Below are 16,955 nucleotides of genomic sequence, written 5' to 3' on the forward strand. Positions count from 1 at the left end.
CCCGGCCTCGTGCCCGGCGGTGTGCCCAGCGGTGTCCTCAGGGCCGGGTCGCCCAGACGTAGCGGTGTTCCGGGCGGCCCGCGTCGCCGTACTTGAGGCTCAGTGTGGCCCGGCCGGTGCGTTCCAGGAGCTTCAGATAGCGCTGAGCGGTCTGCCGGCTGAGGCCCGTCCGGTCGGCGATCTCCTGGGCGGACAGCGGGCTCTCGGCGGTCACCAGGGCCTGCCGCACGGCCTCCGCCGTGGTGGGGGAGTGGCCTTTGGGCAGATTCGGCTCGGTGCCGGCCGAGAGGGCGCCGAAGATGCGGTCGACCTCGGCCTGTTCGGCCTCACCGCCGCCGTCGAGGGTACGCCGCAGCTCGGCGTACGCGTCGAGCTTCGCGCGGAGTCCGGCGAAGGCGAACGGCTTCACCAGATACTGGAGGGCGCCGTACCGCATCGCCGCCTGGACCGTGGTGATGTCACGGGCCGCGGTCACCATGATCACGTCGGTCTGGTCGCCGCGCCGCCGCATCTCCTGGACGACCGCGAGTCCCGTCCGGTCGGGCAGATAGTGGTCGAGCAGCACCAGGTCCAGCCGGGGCAGCGCTTCCATCTGCCGCAGTGCCTCCGCCGCCGAGTGAGCCAGGCCCGCGACGTGGAAACCCGCGACCTTCTCCACGTAGGCGGCGTTGACCTGCGCGACCCGGATGTCGTCGTCCACCACCAGTACCTCGATCACCGTGGCCCCTCCTCGGTCGTCGTGCCGGCTCTTCCCCGTGCCCGCTCGGCCGGGGTCCCGTGCTCCGGCTCGGGCGCGAGCCGCGGCTCCGCCAGTGCCTCCGGCAGCACGACCGTGAACTCCGCGCCGCCGCCCTCCGCCTCCGCGACCCGCGCGCTGCCACCCTGCCGTTCGGCGAGCCGGCGCACCAGCGACAGCCCGATCCCGCGCTTGCGGTGGGCCGGTGGCTCCTTCGTGGACCATCCGTCCGTGAAGACCAGCTCACGTTGCGCGGCGGGGATCCCCGGCCCGGTGTCACGCACCTTGAGCACGGCTGTACGCCCCTGCGCGCGCAATTCGAGCTCCACGCGTGCGTGGGGGGTTCCCGCGACGGCGTCGAGCGCGTTGTCGACGAGGTTCCCGACGATCGTGACCAGCCCCCGGGCGTCGACCAGCCGGTCGGGGAACAGCGTCCCGTCCGAGATCCGCAGGGCGACGGCCCGCTCCGCCGCGACAGTGGCCTTGCCCACCAGCAGGGCGGCGAGCAGCGGGTCGTGGATCTTCTCGGTGACCTGCTCCGCGGTGGCCCGGTGATCGCCGACCGCCTCGCCGACGAACTCCACGGCGTCGTCGAACATCTCCAGTTCCAGCAGGCCGAGCAGCGTGTGCATACGGTTGGCGTGCTCGTGGTCCTGGGCGCGCAGGGCGTCGATGAGACCGCGGGTCGAGTCGAGTTCGCGGCCCAGCTGCTCCAGCTCCGTGCGGTCCCGCAGGGTGGCGACGGCGCCGCCGTCGTCGGTGGGCATGCGGTTGGCGACCAGGACGCGGTGTCCGCGGACGGTGAGCAGATCGGTTCCGCCGACGGTCCCGGCCAGCACATCGGTCGTGCGTCCCTCGCCGAGCGCCGTGTGCAGAGGCTGCCCCACGGCTTCGTCGCCGAGGCCGAGCAGCCGCCGGGCCTCGTCGTTGAGCAGCCGGATCCTGCCCTCGCGGTCCAGCGCGACGACGCCCTCCCTGATGCCGTGCAGCATGGCCTCACGTTCCGCCAGGAGTCCGGCGATGTCCGAGAAGGCCAGGTCACGGGTCTGGCGCTGCACCCGGCGTGAGATCAGATAGGCGGCCAGCGCGCCGACGGCCAGCGCCCCGCCCGCGTAGGCGAGGAGCCCCGGGATCGCGTGGAGCAGACGGGCCCGCACACTGTCGTACGCGATGCCGACCGAGACCGCGCCGACGATGTCACCGCGGGCGTCCCGCAGGGGCACCTTGCCGCGCGCCGAGCGGCCCAGCGTGCCGTCGTCGATCTGCATGACCTCCCGGCCGGCCAGCGCCTGCCGCGGGTCGGTGGAGACGCGTTCCCCGATCTCGGCGGGGTTGGTGTGTGACCAGCGCACGCCACGCATGTCCATGACCACGACGTATTCGGCGCCGCTCGCCCTGCGGACCCGTTCCGCCTCGGCCTGCACGGGTCCGTCCGCGTAGGGACGCGTCGACGTGAGTTCCTCGGCGAGCTGCGGCTGCGCCGCGGCGGTCTGCGCGATCGCGAGCGCACGCCGCATCGCCTGGTCGTCCAGTTGGTCGCTGAGGGGCGCCAGGAACAGACCCGTCGCGAGTACGGCGACTCCCGCGGCGATCGCCACCTGCATCAGCAGCACCTGCGAGAACATCCGCCTGGGCATGCCGAGGCGGAGTCGTCGAACAGGGGCGGTGGAACTCATACCCATGACGGTACGGGGCACGGCCTGCGAGTCCGTAGGGGGTGTGGCGGGCATCTCGGTCCGAGGACCTGGTCAGCGGGCCGCGGGAGACGAGGCCGCCCCGCGTGAGAGCTCGCGCACCGCCGTCACGTCCATCCGTGCCGGTGAGCCGAGTGCCGAGCCGCAGCTCTCCGCCCGGGGCGGTGACGAGGCGCCCTGCGCGACCGTGACGACCCACCGGCGGCCGTCCGCGTGGGCGACCGTCACCTCCCAGCAGGGGGCCCCGCCGTCGGTACGGACCACGCTGAGCGCGCCCGCCGCGTCCTCGGCCAGCGCGGTGCGCAGCGCCAGCTCGGCGGCCTGTCCCGGCCGCTCCCAGGCAGAGCTGCCACGACACCCATCGGTGACGACACGCCCCTCCCGTACGCCCTGGAGGACCTCCTTGACGGCATGGGCCCCGGCGCGGCCGTACGCGTAGCCGAAGGGCAGTACGAGGAGGGTCGGCGAGAAACGGTGGCCCCCCAGGTGCGTGACCTCCCACGTGCCCTTCACCCCGGACGCGGCCAGTTCGGCGGCGAGGGGGCGGCCGAACAGGGCGCAGCACCGGTCGCGCTTGCCGTTGGTGCACACCAGAGCGAGCGGATCACCGGTGTGGGGGCGGCCTCCGAGCGTCGTGTCGAAGGTGCCGGGCAGGCCGGCGCCGAGCTCGGCGAGGTCGAGCGTCAGCAGGTGTCCGGGGTCGGACGTGACGGCCTCGTGCAGCCACACGTTTCCCGGGGTGGTGTGTGCCGCGTACACATGACGCTCGGCGATGGTGTGGCAGTCGGCGTGGCGTCCCGGGCGGCGGATCAGGGCGACCCGTACGCCGGTGCCCTCCGCGGCCCGTTCCAGGGCGCGGCCGAGCGCGGGATCCAGATGGCTCGATGTCAGCGCGTCGGCACCCCAGGGACCGGGCTGTTCCACCAGCAGCCACGTCCTTGCCGTGGCGGCGGTCCCGGCGAGGGGCTCGCCCAGATCCTGGGAGACCTTCGCGCACGTACTCACAAGGTGAGCCTAACCTGACTTGCTGCAGGCTTACTCGAAGGCCGGTGGTGTCACCGCTCGGGAAGTGGTCGCGGCGGCGTTTCCCCCACGTAGTGTCCGCTCGGGCGCATCCGCAGGGGGCTCTCGCCGTACTCCTCCAGGATGTGGGCGATCCAGCCGGCGGTGCGGGCCACGACGAAGATCGTCTCGCCCGCCGAGGCGTGCATGCCGGACGAGGCCGTCAGGACGGCGAGGGCCAGGTCGACGTTGGCGTGCAGGGGCGCGTGGCGGGCCGTCGTGGACACGACGTCGCGAGCCGCGGCCAGGGCGGGGGCGGCGTCGGGGATCTCCTCCAGGAGAGCGAACAGTGCCCGCGCGCGTGGGTCCTCACCCGAATAGACGCGGTGGCCGAGGCCCGGCACACGGCGTCCGGCGCGGAGCTCGTCCGCGATCACGGGTACCGCCGTGCCGTGGTCGAGGACGTCGAGGAGCATCCGGTGCGCCAGTCCGCTGGCCGCTCCGTGCAGGGGGCCTTCCAGGACGCCGAGTCCCGCCGAGACGGCGGCGTACGCGTGGGCACGGGCCGAGGCCGCCACGCGGACCGCCAGGGTCGAGGCGGCCAGGTCGTGGTCGACGAGCAGTGCGAGGGCCGCGTCCAGGGCCCGCAGGGACGCCTCGGAAGGCTCGCGTCCGCTGAGCCGGACCCACAGGCGGTGGGCCAGCGGACCGTCGTCCCGACGGTCGTGCCACTTGGGAGGCAGCGCGGCGACGAGCGTCGGGATCAACGTGCGGGCCGTGCCCAGCACGGCTTCCTCGGACAGGTCGAAGCGCAGCGGATCAGCCGTCGCCGCGGCGACGGCTGCCACGCGGAGGCGGTCCGTGGGGCCCGTGTGCTCGGGCAGCGAGTCGACGGCGCGGCGCGCCACCTCGACGGAGGCGGCGGGAGCCGTGAAGGTGACGCCGGGGCGCAGCACGCCGGTCCAGAGCCATTCCGCGACCTCTTCGTAGGAGTGGTGCGCGGCGAGTTCGGTCGCGTCGACGCCCCGGAAGTAGTAGCGGTTCCCGTCGATCAGGGTGATCCGGGTGCGGACGGACAGCTTCCCCGCGGCGGGCGTGCTCTCGGCGGGCTCGCGCCTGTTGCGACGCGCGAGAGCCGCCACCTCCTCGGGGTCGAAGGTGCTGCCCCGGCCGCCCGGGGTGCTCCGGCTGCTGAGCCGGCCACGGCTCACGTAGGCGTAGACCGTCTCCGGCTTGACGCCGAGCAGGTCGGCGGCTTCGCGGGTGCTGATCCGCCGTCCTCCGTGAGTCGGCTCCGGAGCTCGGGCCGGTACCGGGGCCGGTTGTTGATCCCTCATGGGCGTCACCGTATCCATGTGTCGTCGTGTGTGGACCAATACATTGACTGGATCAATGTTGACAATATTTGAGTCAAGCATGGACAGTCGAATCATGTCCAAGGAGGTAAGCATGACGAACAACCGGGCCGCCGCCGGCCGGGCCTCGGTCACTTCCGTCGACGTTCCGCGAAGGCTCGCGGGCGTCGTCGTCACCGACACCGTGCTGGGTGACGTCAGAGGGCTGGAGGGGTTCTACCACTACCGGCAGTACTCGGCCGTGGAACTCGCACGCAGCCGCACCTTCGAGGACGTGTGGCATCTGCTGATGCACGGTGAACTGCCGGACGCGGCGCGGCGTTCCGCCTTCGCCGCGCGGACGGCGGAACTGCGTCGGCTGCCCGGGGAGGTGCGGGCTGCGCTGCCCGCCATCGCCGGGGCCGGTGAGCGGGCCGGCGCGCTGGCCGGGATGCGGACCGCTCTGTCGTTGCTCGGTGCGGCGCGTGGGTTCCGGCCCGTGTACGACCTCGACGCCGAGCGGCGCCGGGCGGACGCGCTCGCGGCGTCGGCGGCGGTGCCGACGCTGCTGACGGCGCTCCACCGGCTCGGGCGCGGTCTCGAACCGGTCGAGCCGCGCGACGACCTGTCGTACGCCGCCAACTACCTCTACATGATGACGGGGTCGGAGCCGGAACCCGAGCGGGTGCGGGCCGTCGAGCAGTACCTGATCTCAACCATTGATCACGGGTTCAACGCGTCAACGTTCACGGCACGTGTGATCGCGTCCACGGGCGCGGACGTGGCGGCCTGTCTCGTCGGGGCGGTGGGAGCCCTCTCCGGTCCGCTGCACGGAGGTGCCCCGAGCCGGGCCCTGGACACCCTCGACGCCATCGGAACGCCTGACCGCATCGACTCCTGGATCCGTGAACGGGTCCTGGCGGGCGAGCGCATCATGGGCTTCGGGCATCCCGTCTACCGCACGGAGGATCCCCGCTCGCGCATGCTCCGCGACATCGCCCGGGGGTTCGGTGGCCCGCTGGTCGACTTCGCCGTCGAGGTCGAGCGCCGGGTGGAGGCGATCCTCGCGGAGCTCAAACCGGGGCGTGAGCTGCACACCAACGTGGAGTTCTACGCGGGCGTCGTCATGGAACTGTGCGGAATCCCGAGGGAGATGTTCACCCCGACGTTCGCGGCGGCCCGGGTGGTCGGCTGGAGCGCCAACATCCTGGAGCAGGCGGAGGACCCGAAGATCATCCGACCGGCGGCGCGGTATGTGGGGCCGGGGGCGCCGACCGCGGTTCCCGCGGTGGCCTGACCACCTCCGCCGGTGGGGCGCTGAGCATGCGTGGCCCGGAGAGCCGGTCTGGCACCGGGCCTTGCGTGGTGTGTCGTCGGGCAGTGACCGGTTGTTCCGCTGCCCGGCCGGGGACGGCCTCTGGCCTGCACGGAGGTGGGGTGCGGCGAGGCGTCGGAGATCACGGAGCGAGTCGGGGGTGAACTCGTGCTCCGGAAAGGGGACTCATGCGTCGGGGATGTCTGCCTTGGCGCGAATCAAGGTCTCTCGACTCACCACGACAATGCGTTCGTAGTCGGCGCGCGCGGCGTCGGCGGGGAGCTCGGTGTCGAGCGCCGCCGTGGCCTCGGTGCCGATGACAGCGAAGTTGCCATCGCTGAGTTCGAAGATGTCGGGGCAGGTCTCGCCGGTCACGCTGCCTCGTTCACGAGGCGACGCGCCGATGCGACGCACAATTTTCAAGAGGGATCCCGGTTCTCGGAGCAGTAGGGCCAAGAGCGGGACAATAACGCGCGTGATGTCGATGGTGCGAACGCGGGGTAGCCCAACTGGCCCTACATCGCGGGGGGTTCACCCACAACCCACCACTCGTCCGTGTCGGCGTCATCCAGATCGCGGACAAGCCTGTCCACCATCCGGCCTATGCGAGCCTCCTGCGACGCGTCGTCGAGGCTGTCGCGATGATGGCGGGTGGCTTCCCAGAAGTCGCGGAACACACTGCTCTGGCAGAGCACCCGAAGGTGTCCGTGCAGTTCCTTCCAGTTGACGTGTCCGGCGTGGAAGGCATGCAGGGCGTTCGCGTACAGGGCGTTGGCGAAGAGGTACTGGCGTCGCAGCCGGGGCTGCTCGGCGACCGGCGCGCCGCTGAGGTCGACCGTGCTCATCACGACGGCCAGTTCCGGGTCGTCCATGGCCCTGCCCAGCAGTTGCAGGTGCACGCGCTGCTGCTCCACCCGCAGTCTGGTCCTGCTGTACTGACGCTGCTGGAGGGTGAGGACCACGAGAGTTCCTGTGGTGAACGCGAGTCCCGCCACGGCGACGGTACTCAACCCCCGGATGCCAAAGTTCTGTGTGGCCATGTCAACCCCCGAATCAGGCGGCCGTCCGCCGGTCGTCGGGTGCGGGTCGACTGATGGGGACCGGCGAGCGTTGGGCGGCGCTTGCCGTCTCCCAGGGTGCCGAGCGGGTCTGATCGGCTGGGAGGCGGAGAGGCGGCGCACGGAGGTAAGCGCGGGTCGCGCAGCTCGGCGCCTTGCCTGACGTGTGCCCCGCGAGCGCCGCTAACAATCGTTCACTCCGAGGGGTTTCCGGCGCCTCGTATCCTTGGTGGGCATTCGTTCCCCGTCGTGAGAGCCGGTCCGCGAGCCGGTGCACGCATTGGTGTGAGAGAGGTCGCGCGTTGAGTCAGGCGAGCCCCCGGCAGATCCCCGTCCTCGTCCTCGCCGGCTTTCTGGGCTCCGGTAAGACCACCCTCCTCAACCATCTCCTGCACCGCGGCGGCGGCAGCCGTATCGGGGCGATCGTGAACGACTTCGGGGCCATCGAGATCGACGCGATGGCCGTCGCCGGCGCGCTCGGTGACTCCACCGTCTCCCTCGGGAACGGCTGCCTGTGCTGCGCGGTCGACTCCAGCGAACTCGATCTGTATCTGGACCGGCTCGCGCGGCCCTCCGTCCGGATGGACGTGATCGTCATCGAGGCGAGCGGCCTCGCCGAGCCGCAGGAGCTGGTGAAGATGCTCCTCGCCAGCGAGAACCCCCACATCGTCTACGGCGGCCTCGTCGAGGTCGTCGACGCCGCCGAGTTCGACGCCACCCGCGAGAAGCACCCCGAGATCGACCGGCATCTCGCCGTCGCCGACCTCGTCGTCGTCAACAAGACGGACCGGGCCGCGGATCCCGACCGGGTCCTGGGACTCGTGCGGACGCTCGCCGACGGCGCGGCCGTCGTCGCCGCCTCGTACGGGCGGATCGACCCCGAGTTCCTCTTCGACTGCCGGCCGGCCGAGGAACGTATCGGCCAGCTCTCCTTCGACGACCTCCACCGGTACGACGAGGACAACGGCAGCGACAACGACGGCGACGGTGACGGCGAGGACAGCGGTTCCGGCCGGCATGCGGGCCATCTGCACTCCGCCTACGAGTCCCTCTCCTTCACCTCCGACGTGCCCCTCGGGCCCCGGCAGCTGATGGACTTCCTCGACAGCAGGTCCGACGGGCTCTACCGCATCAAGGGGTACATCGACTTCGGCGCCGCCGACCCCCGTAACCGGTACGCCGTACACGCCGTGGGCCGGTTCCTGCGGTTCTACCCGGAGCCCTGGGCCGAGGGCGGACGGGACGAGCGCCTCACCCAGCTCGTGCTCATCGGGTCCGGCATCGACGTCCCCGCACTCGAACGGCAGTTGGAGGCGTGCAAGGACGACGCCCCACACGCCGACGAGCACAGCATGTGGGGCGTCCTGCGGTACGTACAGGAGCCGGAGGGCGGGGAGGAGCCGGTGGAGGTCTAGACCGGGCCCGCCACCGCCGCCACCGTCTTCGCCAGGGAGACACCCGAGCCGTCCCGGCGCGGGTCCATCTCCGGCAGTTCCGCCGGCGTCCCGTCCTTCTGCGCGGCCCGGGCCGGTGCGGGACCCGCCCACGCCAGGCTCAGGCAGTCCTCACCCTTCAGGAACCGCTGGCACCGCACGCCGCCCGTGGCACGGCCCTTGCGCGGATACTGGTCGAAGGGGGTCAGCTTCGCCGTCGTCTGGACCGAGTCGTCCAGCGTGCCGCGCGAACCCGCCACCGTGAAGACCACCGCGTCCACGGCCGGGTCGACCGCCGTGAACGAGATCACCTTGGCGCCCTCGGTGAGCTTCACCCCCGTCATACCGCCCGCGGGCCGGCCCTGCGGGCGGACCTGGGACGCCTGGTAGCGCAGCAGCTGCGCGTCGTCGGTGATGAAGATCAGGTCCTCCTCACCCGTGCGCAACTCGGCCCCGCCGACGATCCGGTCACCGTCCCTGAGGGAGATGACCTCCAGCTCCTCCTTGTTGGACGGGTAGTCCGGGACGACCCGCTTGACCACGCCCTGCTGCGTGCCGAGCGCCAGGCCGGGTGACGACTCGTCGAGCGTCGTCAGACAGACCACCTGCTCGTCGCCCTCCAGCGTCAGGAACTCCGAGACCGGCGCGCCCCCGGAGAGGTTGGGGGCCGAAGCGGTCTCGGGCAGCTGCGGAAGGTCGATGACGTTGATCCGCAGGAGCCGTCCGGTGGACGTGACCGCGCCGATCTCGCCCAGCGCCGTCGCCGGGACGGCCGAGACGATCAGGTCGTGCTTGACGCGCCTGCCCGAGTCCTCCCCGAAGGGCTCACCGTTGGCCGTACGGGCCAGCAGCGCCGTCGAGGACAGGAGCACCCGGCACGGGTCGTCCGCCACCTGCAGCGGGACGGCCGTGGCGGCGGAACCGGCGGACTCCAGCAGCACCGTACGCCGGTCGGTGCCGAACTTCGCGGCCACCGCGGCCAGTTCGCCCGACACCAGCTTGCGCAGCTCGGCGTCGGAATCCAGGATGCCGGTCAGCTCGTCGATCTCGCCGTTGAGCCGGTCGCGCTCGGTCTCCAGCTCGATGCGGTCGAACTTGGTCAGCCGGCGCAGCGGCGTGTCCAGGATGTACTGCGTCTGGATCTCGCTCAGCGAGAAGTGTTCGATCAGGCGCTGCTTGGCCTGGGCGGAGTTCTCGCTGGAGCGGATGAGCCGGATGACCTCGTCGATGTCCAGCAGGGCCACGAGCAGGCCCTCGACCAGGTGCAGCCGGTCGCGCTTCTTGGTGCGGCGGAACTCGCTGCGGCGGCGTACGACCTCGAAGCGGTGGTCGAGATAGACCTCCAGGAGTTCCTTGAGGCCCAGCGTGAGCGGCTGGCCGTCGACCAGCGCCACGTTGTTGATGCCGAAGGACTCCTCCATCGGCGTCAGCTTGTAGAGCTGCTCCAGGACGGCCTCCGGCACGAAGCCGTTCTTGATCTCGACGACCAGCCGCAGACCGTGCGCCCGGTCGGTGAGGTCCTTGACGTCGGCGATGCCCTGCAGCTTCTTCGCGTTGACCAGGTCCTTGATCTTCGCGATCACCTTCTCCGGGCCGACGGTGAAGGGCAGTTCGGTGACGACGAGGCCCTTGCGGCGCGCCGTCACGTTCTCCACGGCGACCGTGGCGCGGATCCTGAAGGTGCCGCGGCCCTTCTCGTACGCGTCCCTGATCCCGGACAGGCCGACGATCCGGCCGCCGGTGGGCAGGTCGGGGCCCGGCACGTACTTCATGAGCGTGTCGAGATCGGCGCCGGGGTGGCGGATCAGGTGGCGGGCGGCGGCGATGACCTCGCCGAGGTTGTGCGGCGCCATGTTCGTCGCCATACCGACCGCGATGCCCGACGCGCCGTTGACCAGGAGGTTCGGATACGCGGCGGGGAGGACCGACGGCTCCTGCTCCTGGCCGTCGTAGTTCGGGGCGAAGTCGACCGTGTTCTCTTCGATCGACTCCGTCATGAGGGAGGTCGCGTCGGCCATCCTCGCCTCGGTGTACCGCATGGCGGCCGGCGGGTCGTCGTTGCCCAGCGAACCGAAGTTGCCGTGGCCGTCGACCAGGGGCAGCCGCATGGAGAACGGCTGGGCGAGGCGGACCAGGGCGTCGTAGATCGACGCGTCGCCGTGGGGGTGGAGCTTACCCATGACCTCGCCGACGACACGGGCGCACTTCACGTAGCCGCGGTCGGGCCGGAGCCCCATCTCGTTCATCTGGTAGACGATGCGGCGGTGCACGGGCTTGAGGCCGTCGCGGGCGTCCGGCAGGGCTCGGGAGTAGATGACCGAGTACGCGTACTCGAGGAAGGAGCCCTGCATCTCGTCGACGACGTCGATGTCGAGGATGCGCTCCTCGAAGTCGTCCGGAGGCGGGGTCTTCGTGCTGCGGCGGGCCATCGCTGCTGCGACTCCTTCACAGTCTCTGCCGGGGCATGAACGGGTTCTGACGGGGGCTGACGCGGTCCATTGTGGACCGGAGTACTGACAACGCGGACCACGACCCGTCCGTACGGGCTTCGCGGACCAGGTGCGCGACCGCCCCAACGGGCCCCGCAGACCGCGCCGGCGAAGCCTCGACAGCGTTCGGAAGCGTGGCCTGCGGCGGACCGCGGAGGTCCCAGGACGCTACCGCGTCGCCGGCCGCGCGGCGGTCCCCAGGGGGTACGGACATGATCACGGTGGCGTTCGCGCCCTCCGGAAGCCGTGTGTCCGGTTTCCGCCCCCGGGCCGGGGGCGCGCCCGCGCTCGTACGACCGTACGAGATGCCGGTGGCGCCGGGCGTGCTCGCTCTCGGCGTACCCGGCACGGGAACTTCGCCAGCTGTCCGCGCGCTTGCATACAGTGGCATGACTAGCAGGAATTCAGCAGTTCCCCGCGATCGAAGGGACGTACATGCCCATGGGTCACACGGCCACAGCCGAGGCCGGTTCCGGCGGCCTGACAGCGACCGAGCACCGCCTGGCCAACGGCCTGCGTGTGGTGCTCTCCGAGGACCACCTGACCCCTGTCGCGGCGGTGTGCCTCTGGTACGACGTAGGCTCGCGCCACGAGGTCAAGGGCCGCACCGGGCTCGCCCACCTCTTCGAGCACCTCATGTTCCAGGGCTCCGGACAGGTGAAGGGCAACGGCCACTTCGAACTGGTGCAGGGAGCGGGCGGTTCGCTCAACGGCACGACGAGTTTCGAGCGGACCAACTATTTCGAGACCATGCCGACCCATCAGCTGGAGCTCGCTCTCTGGCTGGAGGCCGACCGGATGGGCTCGCTCCTCGCCGCCCTCGACGAGGAGTCGATGGAGAACCAGCGGGACGTCGTCAAGAACGAGCGCAGGCAGCGCTACGACAACGTCCCCTACGGCACCGCGTTCGAGAAGCTGACCGCTCTCGCCTACCCGGAGGGCCACCCCTACCACCACACCCCGATCGGGTCGATGGCCGATCTGGACGCGGCCACCCTCGAGGACGCCCGCGCCTTCTTCCGCACCTACTACGCGCCCAACAACGCGGTGCTGTCGATCGTCGGCGACATCGACCCGGAGCAGACGCTCGCCTGGGTCGAGAAGTACTTCGGCTCCATCGCGAGCCACGACGGCAAGCCCGCCCCGCGCGACGGCTCGCTCCCGGAGACCATCGGTGAGCAGCTGCGCGAGGTCGTCGAGGAGGAGGTCCCGGCCCGCGCGCTGATGGCCGCCTACCGCCTCCCGGAGGACGGCACGCGCGCGGCCGACGCGGCCGACCTGGCCCTCACGGTTCTCGGCGGCGGCGAGTCGTCCCGGCTCTACAACCGGCTCGTGCGCCGTGACCGCACCGCCGTGGCGGCCGGGTTCGGCCTGCTGCGCCTCGCCGGGGCGCCCTCCCTGGGGTGGCTCGACGTGAAGACGTCCGGTGACGTCGAGGTCCCGGTGATCGAGGCCGCCGTCGACGAGGAGCTCGCCCGGTTCGCCGAGGAGGGCCCCACCGCCGAGGAGATGGAGCGCGCGCAGGCCCAGTTGGAGCGCGAGTGGCTGGACCGGCTCGGTACGGTCGCCGGCCGCGCCGACGAACTGTGCCGGTACGCCGTCCTGTTCGGCGACCCCCAGCTCGCCCTGACCGCCGTGCAGCGCGTCCTCGACATCACCGCGGAGGAGGTCCAGGAGGTCGCCAAGGCCCGCCTGCGCCCCGACAACCGCGCGGTGCTGGTCTACGAACCGGTCGCCCCCGAGGACGCCGACGCCACCGCCACCACCGACGACACCGACGAGGAGGCGGCCAAGTGACCGAGCTCGCCACGATGGAGTTCCACCCGCAGCCCCAGGCCGGCGAGGCCCGGCCCTGGGCCTTCCCGGCGCCCGAGCGCGGCGCGCTCGACAACGGCCTGACGCTGCTGCGCTGCCACCGCCCCGGCCAGCAGGTCGTCGCCGTGGAGGTACTCCTGGACGCGCCCCTGGAGGCCGAGCCGAAGGGCCTGGACGGCATCGCCACGATCATGGCGAGGGCCTTCTCCGAGGGCACCGACAAGCACTCCGCCGAGGAGTTCGCCGCCGAGCTGGAGCGCTGCGGCGCCACCCTCGACGCCCACGCCGACCACCCCGGCGTACGCCTCAGCCTCGAAGTCCCCGTCTCCCGGCTGCCCAAGGCGCTCGGCCTGCTCGCCGACGCCCTCAGGGCGCCCGCGTTCGAGGACGGCGAGATCGAGCGGCTGGTGCGCAACCGGCTCGACGAGATCCCCCACGAGACCGCCAACCCGGCCCGCCGGGCCGCCAAGGAGCTGTCCCGGCAGCTCTTCCCGGCGGACTCGCGCATGTCGCGCCCGCGCCAGGGCACCGAGGAGACGGTCACCGCGATCGACTCCGCGGCCGTACGCGCCTTCTACGAGAGGCATGTACGCCCCGCCACGGCCACCGCGGTCATCGTCGGCGACCTCACCGGCGTCGACCTCGACGCCCTGCTCGCGGACACCCTCGGCGCGTGGACCGGATCGCAGGCCGAGGCGCGTCCCGTGCCGTCGGTGACCGCCGACGACACCGGCCGCGTGATCATCGTCGACCGTCCCGGAGCCGTCCAGACGCAGTTGCTCATCGGCCGCGTCGGCGCGGACCGGCACGACCGCGTGTGGCCCGCCCAGGTGCTCGGCACGTACTGCCTCGGCGGCACCCTCACCTCCCGGCTGGACCGCGTCCTGCGCGAGGAGAAGGGATACACCTACGGAGTACGGGCGTTCGGGCAGGTGCTGCGCTCCGCTCCGGACGGGACGGGCATCTCCATGCTCGCCATCAGCGGCTCCGTGGACACCCCGAACACCGGCCCGGCGCTCGACGACCTGTGGAAGGTGCTGCGCACGCTCGCCGCCGAGGGCCTGACGGACGCGGAGCGCGACATCGCCGTGCAGAATCTGGTGGGTGTGGCGCCCCTGAAGTACGAGACCGCGGCCGCCGTCGCGGGCACGCTCGCGGACCAGGTCGAGCAGCACCTGCCGGACGACTTCCAGGCCACGCTGTACCAGCAGCTCGCCGCGACCGGCACCGTGGAGGCCACCGCGGCAGCCGTGAACGCCTTCCCGGTGGACCGCCTGGTGACCGTGCTCGTCGGTGACGCCGCGCAGATCGAGGAGCCGGTCAGGGCCCTCGGCATCGGTGAAGTCAGCGTCGTGACGGCCGAGTAGCGACTGGCCGGTGACCGACAGCGGGTGGGCCCGGGCGACCGACGAGGTGCCCGGGCCTGCCGTTGTCCGCCTTCGTCCATGGTTGCCTGATCTATCCGTATTGGTAGGGAGGTTGCCTGTCTGCTCTGTGGCATGCGCTACAAAAGTGGTGATCCGTTTGTCGTTTGAAAGAGGCGCCGCTTAGCGTCGGTCCGGCTGTTCGTCAGGCAGTGCGCCGCGCCCGCGGCACCGGACAGTCATCGCCGAGTCCCCGTACGGCGCGAGCCAGGGGAGCCGGGGACCCACCGTCCCTGGGGTGAATCGGACGCCCTTCCCGAAGGGGGTCCGTAGGAGACCTTCCTGCTCCGAACCCGTCAGCTAACCCGGTAGGCGAGAAGGAAGGAAAGGACCAGCCACTTCATGGCGTTCACCCGCGCCACGGGGAAGCACCGTCTTCCCAGCCGCATGACACGTACGACCCGTAGGACCGTCGGCGTCGCCGCCCTCGCCACCACCGGCGTCGTGGGCACCCTCGCCGCCCCGGCGTTCGCGGGGGAGAGCTCGGTCGCGCAGACCGGGCACACCGGCCTCACCCAGGCCGTCACCCTCGGCGACTCGGTCGCCCAGGAGATAGACGCACAGGCCACCGCCCAGCGGCAGGCCGCCGAGCAGGACGCCGCCCGCGAGAAGGCCGAGGCCGCCGCGAAGAAGCGCGCCGAGGAGGCCGCGGCGAAGGCCGAGGCCAGGGCCGAGAAGGAGCGCGCGGCGGAGGCCCGCGCCGCCCGTGCGGCCGAGCGCAAGCGCCTCAACGCGTACACCGCGCCGATCGCCGGTTCGTACGTCTCCACCTCCTACAAGGCCGGCGGCGCCGTCTGGTCCTCCGGCAGCCACACCGGCATCGACTTCCACGCCGCCAGTGGCACCGCGGTGCTCGCGGTGGGCTCCGGCACCGTCGTGGAGGCCGGCTGGGGCGGCTCCTACGGCAACCAGGTCGTCCTCAGGATGGCCGACGGCACGTACACCCAGTACGGGCACCTCTCGTCCATCGGTGTCTCGGTGGGCCAGACGGTCACTGCGGGGCAGCAGATAGCCCTCTCCGGGGCGACCGGCAACGTCACGGGGGCGCATCTGCACTTCGAGGCGCGCGCGACCGCGGAGTACGGATCCGACCTGGACCCGATCGCGTACCTCCGCTCGCACGGAGTGAACGTCTGACCCACGGCTCTCGGCGGAAGGCCCCGGCTCACCGAGCCGGGGCCTTCCGCCGGTCGATGCCCCTCGATGCGGGGTGAAGTGGCGTGTGTCCAAAAAATAGCCATGGATTCCGAACCGCCTTCGGAATTTCCCGTTCTCTGCAATAGAGTCGCTGAACAGGCGTCGATCGACCGCGTTTCGCGGGGATTAAGGCGGAGGTCCGGTCATGCGTATTCCCGCGCGCTCGGTATGCACGGCGATCCGGGACGACATCGTCGCGGGTGTCTACGAGCGCGGCAGCCGGCTGACCGAAGAACTGCTCGCACGCCGTTACGGCGTCTCGCGGGTCCCCGTGCGCGAGGCGCTGCGCACCCTGGAGGCGGAGGGCTTCGTGGTGACCCGCCGGCACGCGGGCGCGTGCGTCGCGGAGCCCACGGACCAGGAGGCCGCCGACCTTCTGGAGATGCGCGTGCTGCTGGAGCCGCTGGGCGCCGCCCGCGCCGCCCAGCGCCGCACCGAGGCCCATCTCAAGGTGCTGCGCGGCCTGGTCAGGCTGGGGCAGGAGCGGGCCAGGCGGGGCAACAGCGAGGATCTGCGCTCGCTCGGCGGCTGGTTCCACGAGACGCTCGCGCAGGCATCCGGCAGCCCGGCGCTGACCTCGACGCTCAACCAGCTGCGGCACAAGATCGCCTGGATGTACTCGGTCGAGGCGCCCGCGCACCCCGCCGAGTCGTGGACCGAGCACGGGGCCATCGTGGACGCCGTCGCCCGCGGCGACAGCGACCGGGCCCGGTCGGTCACGGCGCTGCACGCCGAGCGGGCGACGACCGCGCACCGGCTGCGCTTTCCCGGCGGGCACCGCGCCGAGCGTGTGAGGACTTCGCAACATCCCGTAAACACGGCGGGCCCGCGGTATTAACAGGAACACCGTATACAAAGAAGGTATTCGGCGGGCGACTATGTGCGCTGCCATTTTTTCGTGTGCCGCGTGCCGACCGTGCCGGTAATTGCGGAGCGCGCATTGTCCGTAAGCGCGGAAATAGCCGACCCGCTCCGGCGCGTAAAGAAAAAACGGCGGAACCGCGTCGCCCCGGGGTGTGGGTGACGCGGCTCCGCCGTACGTGATCGCGCGGTCAGACCGTCTCGGGGAGTTCGTCGAGACCTTCGGCGACCAGCTTGGCCAGACGGTCGAGCGCGGCGTCCGCGCCCTCGGCGTCGGAGGCCAGGACGATCTCCTCGCCGCCCTGGGCGCCCAGGCCGAGGACCGCGAGCATGGAAGCGGCGTTGACGGGGTTGCCGTCGGCCTTGGCGATCGTCACGGGGACGCCGGAGGCCGTGGCCGCCCGGACGAAGATGGAGGCGGGGCGGGCGTGAAGGCCCTCGGTCCAGCCGACGTTGACGCGGCGCTCAGCCATGTGATGCTGCCCTTCAGGTGTCTCAAGGTTGTCTAGACCAGTGTTCCATACGTGCGGCGCCCCGAGCGGGCGCGGACCCCAAGACTGCCCCGCGCCCCGGCCGCACGCGAACCCGCCGCCGCCG

Annotated in this window: 14 protein-coding genes and 1 riboswitch; of the genes, 6 read left to right on the plus strand and 8 right to left on the minus strand. The window is 71.4% G+C overall.

Annotation, left to right across the window (positions count from 1 at the left end):
* Window positions 1-37: 37 nt before the first annotated feature.
* The 4 genes from ACFYXC_RS28645 to ACFYXC_RS28660 form a co-directional block, all read right to left on the minus strand.
* The gene (locus tag ACFYXC_RS28645; protein ID WP_389554736.1) at window positions 38-718 is read right to left on the minus strand and encodes a response regulator; all 681 of its coding nucleotides are present in this window, start codon (window positions 716-718) and stop codon (window positions 38-40) included.
* On the minus strand, window positions 715-2,412 hold the full coding sequence (locus ACFYXC_RS28650; protein WP_389554738.1) for an ATP-binding protein: 1,698 nt from the start codon (window positions 2,410-2,412) through the stop codon (window positions 715-717). Before ACFYXC_RS28650 ends, ACFYXC_RS28645 begins: the two co-directional genes overlap by 4 nt.
* Before the next feature lie 72 nt (window positions 2,413-2,484).
* Window positions 2,485-3,435, minus strand: a complete 951-nt coding sequence (locus tag ACFYXC_RS28655) for a sucrase ferredoxin (protein WP_389554740.1) — start codon at window positions 3,433-3,435, stop codon at window positions 2,485-2,487.
* Between the two features lie 50 nt (window positions 3,436-3,485).
* Entirely contained in the window at window positions 3,486-4,769 is a 1,284-nt protein-coding gene (locus ACFYXC_RS28660) for a citrate/2-methylcitrate synthase (RefSeq protein ID WP_389554742.1), read from the minus strand.
* A gap of 112 nt (window positions 4,770-4,881) precedes the next feature.
* On the opposite strand from ACFYXC_RS28660, the gene ACFYXC_RS28665 reads away from it, so the two are divergent.
* Window positions 4,882-6,063 carry a citrate synthase/methylcitrate synthase gene (locus tag ACFYXC_RS28665; RefSeq protein WP_389554744.1) on the plus strand — a complete coding sequence of 394 codons (1,182 nt, stop codon included), beginning with the start codon at window positions 4,882-4,884 and terminating at the stop codon, window positions 6,061-6,063.
* Window positions 6,064-6,267: 204 nt separating this feature from the next.
* Here the strand turns inward: ACFYXC_RS28665 and ACFYXC_RS28670 are convergent, their stop codons facing one another.
* Both ACFYXC_RS28670 and ACFYXC_RS28675 read right to left on the minus strand, forming a co-directional pair.
* Entirely contained in the window at window positions 6,268-6,504 is a 237-nt protein-coding gene (locus ACFYXC_RS28670; protein WP_388908382.1) for a hypothetical protein, read from the minus strand.
* A 92-nt stretch (window positions 6,505-6,596) separates the two neighbouring features.
* A complete protein-coding gene (locus ACFYXC_RS28675) occupies window positions 6,597-7,091 on the minus strand; it encodes a DUF6082 family protein (RefSeq protein ID WP_388908304.1) in 495 nt (164 codons plus the stop codon).
* 350 nt (window positions 7,092-7,441) lie between these two features.
* Here ACFYXC_RS28675 and ACFYXC_RS28680 point away from each other — a divergent pair, with 350 nt between their 5' ends.
* Window positions 7,442-8,554, plus strand: a complete 1,113-nt coding sequence (locus tag ACFYXC_RS28680) for a CobW family GTP-binding protein (RefSeq protein ID WP_389554746.1) — start codon at window positions 7,442-7,444, stop codon at window positions 8,552-8,554.
* Here the strand turns inward: ACFYXC_RS28680 and ACFYXC_RS28685 are convergent.
* Window positions 8,551-11,001 (minus strand): DNA topoisomerase (ATP-hydrolyzing) subunit A, encoded by a 2,451-nt coding sequence (locus tag ACFYXC_RS28685; protein ID WP_389554748.1) that lies wholly within the window; start codon window positions 10,999-11,001, stop codon window positions 8,551-8,553. The genes ACFYXC_RS28680 and ACFYXC_RS28685 overlap by 4 nt on opposite strands.
* 495 nt (window positions 11,002-11,496) lie before the next feature.
* Between ACFYXC_RS28685 and ACFYXC_RS28690 the strand changes: the two genes are divergently transcribed.
* The 4 genes from ACFYXC_RS28690 (at window position 11,497) to ACFYXC_RS28705 (ending at window position 16,335) form a co-directional block, all read left to right on the plus strand.
* Entirely contained in the window at window positions 11,497-12,858 is a 1,362-nt protein-coding gene (locus tag ACFYXC_RS28690) for a M16 family metallopeptidase (protein WP_389554750.1), read from the plus strand.
* Window positions 12,855-14,243, plus strand: a complete 1,389-nt coding sequence (locus tag ACFYXC_RS28695; protein WP_388908296.1) for a M16 family metallopeptidase — start codon at window positions 12,855-12,857, stop codon at window positions 14,241-14,243. The genes ACFYXC_RS28690 and ACFYXC_RS28695 overlap by 4 nt, the downstream gene beginning before the upstream one ends.
* A 230-nt stretch (window positions 14,244-14,473) precedes the next feature.
* Window positions 14,474-14,630: riboswitch (cyclic di-AMP (ydaO/yuaA leader) on the plus strand.
* 12 nt (window positions 14,631-14,642) lie between these two features.
* Window positions 14,643-15,437, plus strand: coding sequence for a M23 family metallopeptidase (locus ACFYXC_RS28700; RefSeq protein WP_388908294.1), 795 nt, complete (start codon window positions 14,643-14,645; stop codon window positions 15,435-15,437).
* Between the two features lie 205 nt (window positions 15,438-15,642).
* Window positions 15,643-16,335: a GntR family transcriptional regulator gene (locus ACFYXC_RS28705; protein ID WP_389554752.1), complete on the plus strand. Its 693-nt coding sequence runs from the start codon at window positions 15,643-15,645 to the stop codon at window positions 16,333-16,335.
* Window positions 16,336-16,549: 214 nt separating this feature from the next.
* Here the strand turns inward: ACFYXC_RS28705 and ACFYXC_RS28710 are convergent, their stop codons facing one another.
* A complete protein-coding gene (locus ACFYXC_RS28710) occupies window positions 16,550-16,831 on the minus strand; it encodes an HPr family phosphocarrier protein (RefSeq protein ID WP_389554754.1) in 282 nt (93 codons plus the stop codon).
* Between the last annotated feature and the right edge of the window lie 124 nt (window positions 16,832-16,955).

Source organism: Streptomyces sp. NPDC002701, assembly GCF_042889045.1.
Lineage (GTDB): Bacteria > Actinomycetota > Actinomycetes > Streptomycetales > Streptomycetaceae > Streptomyces.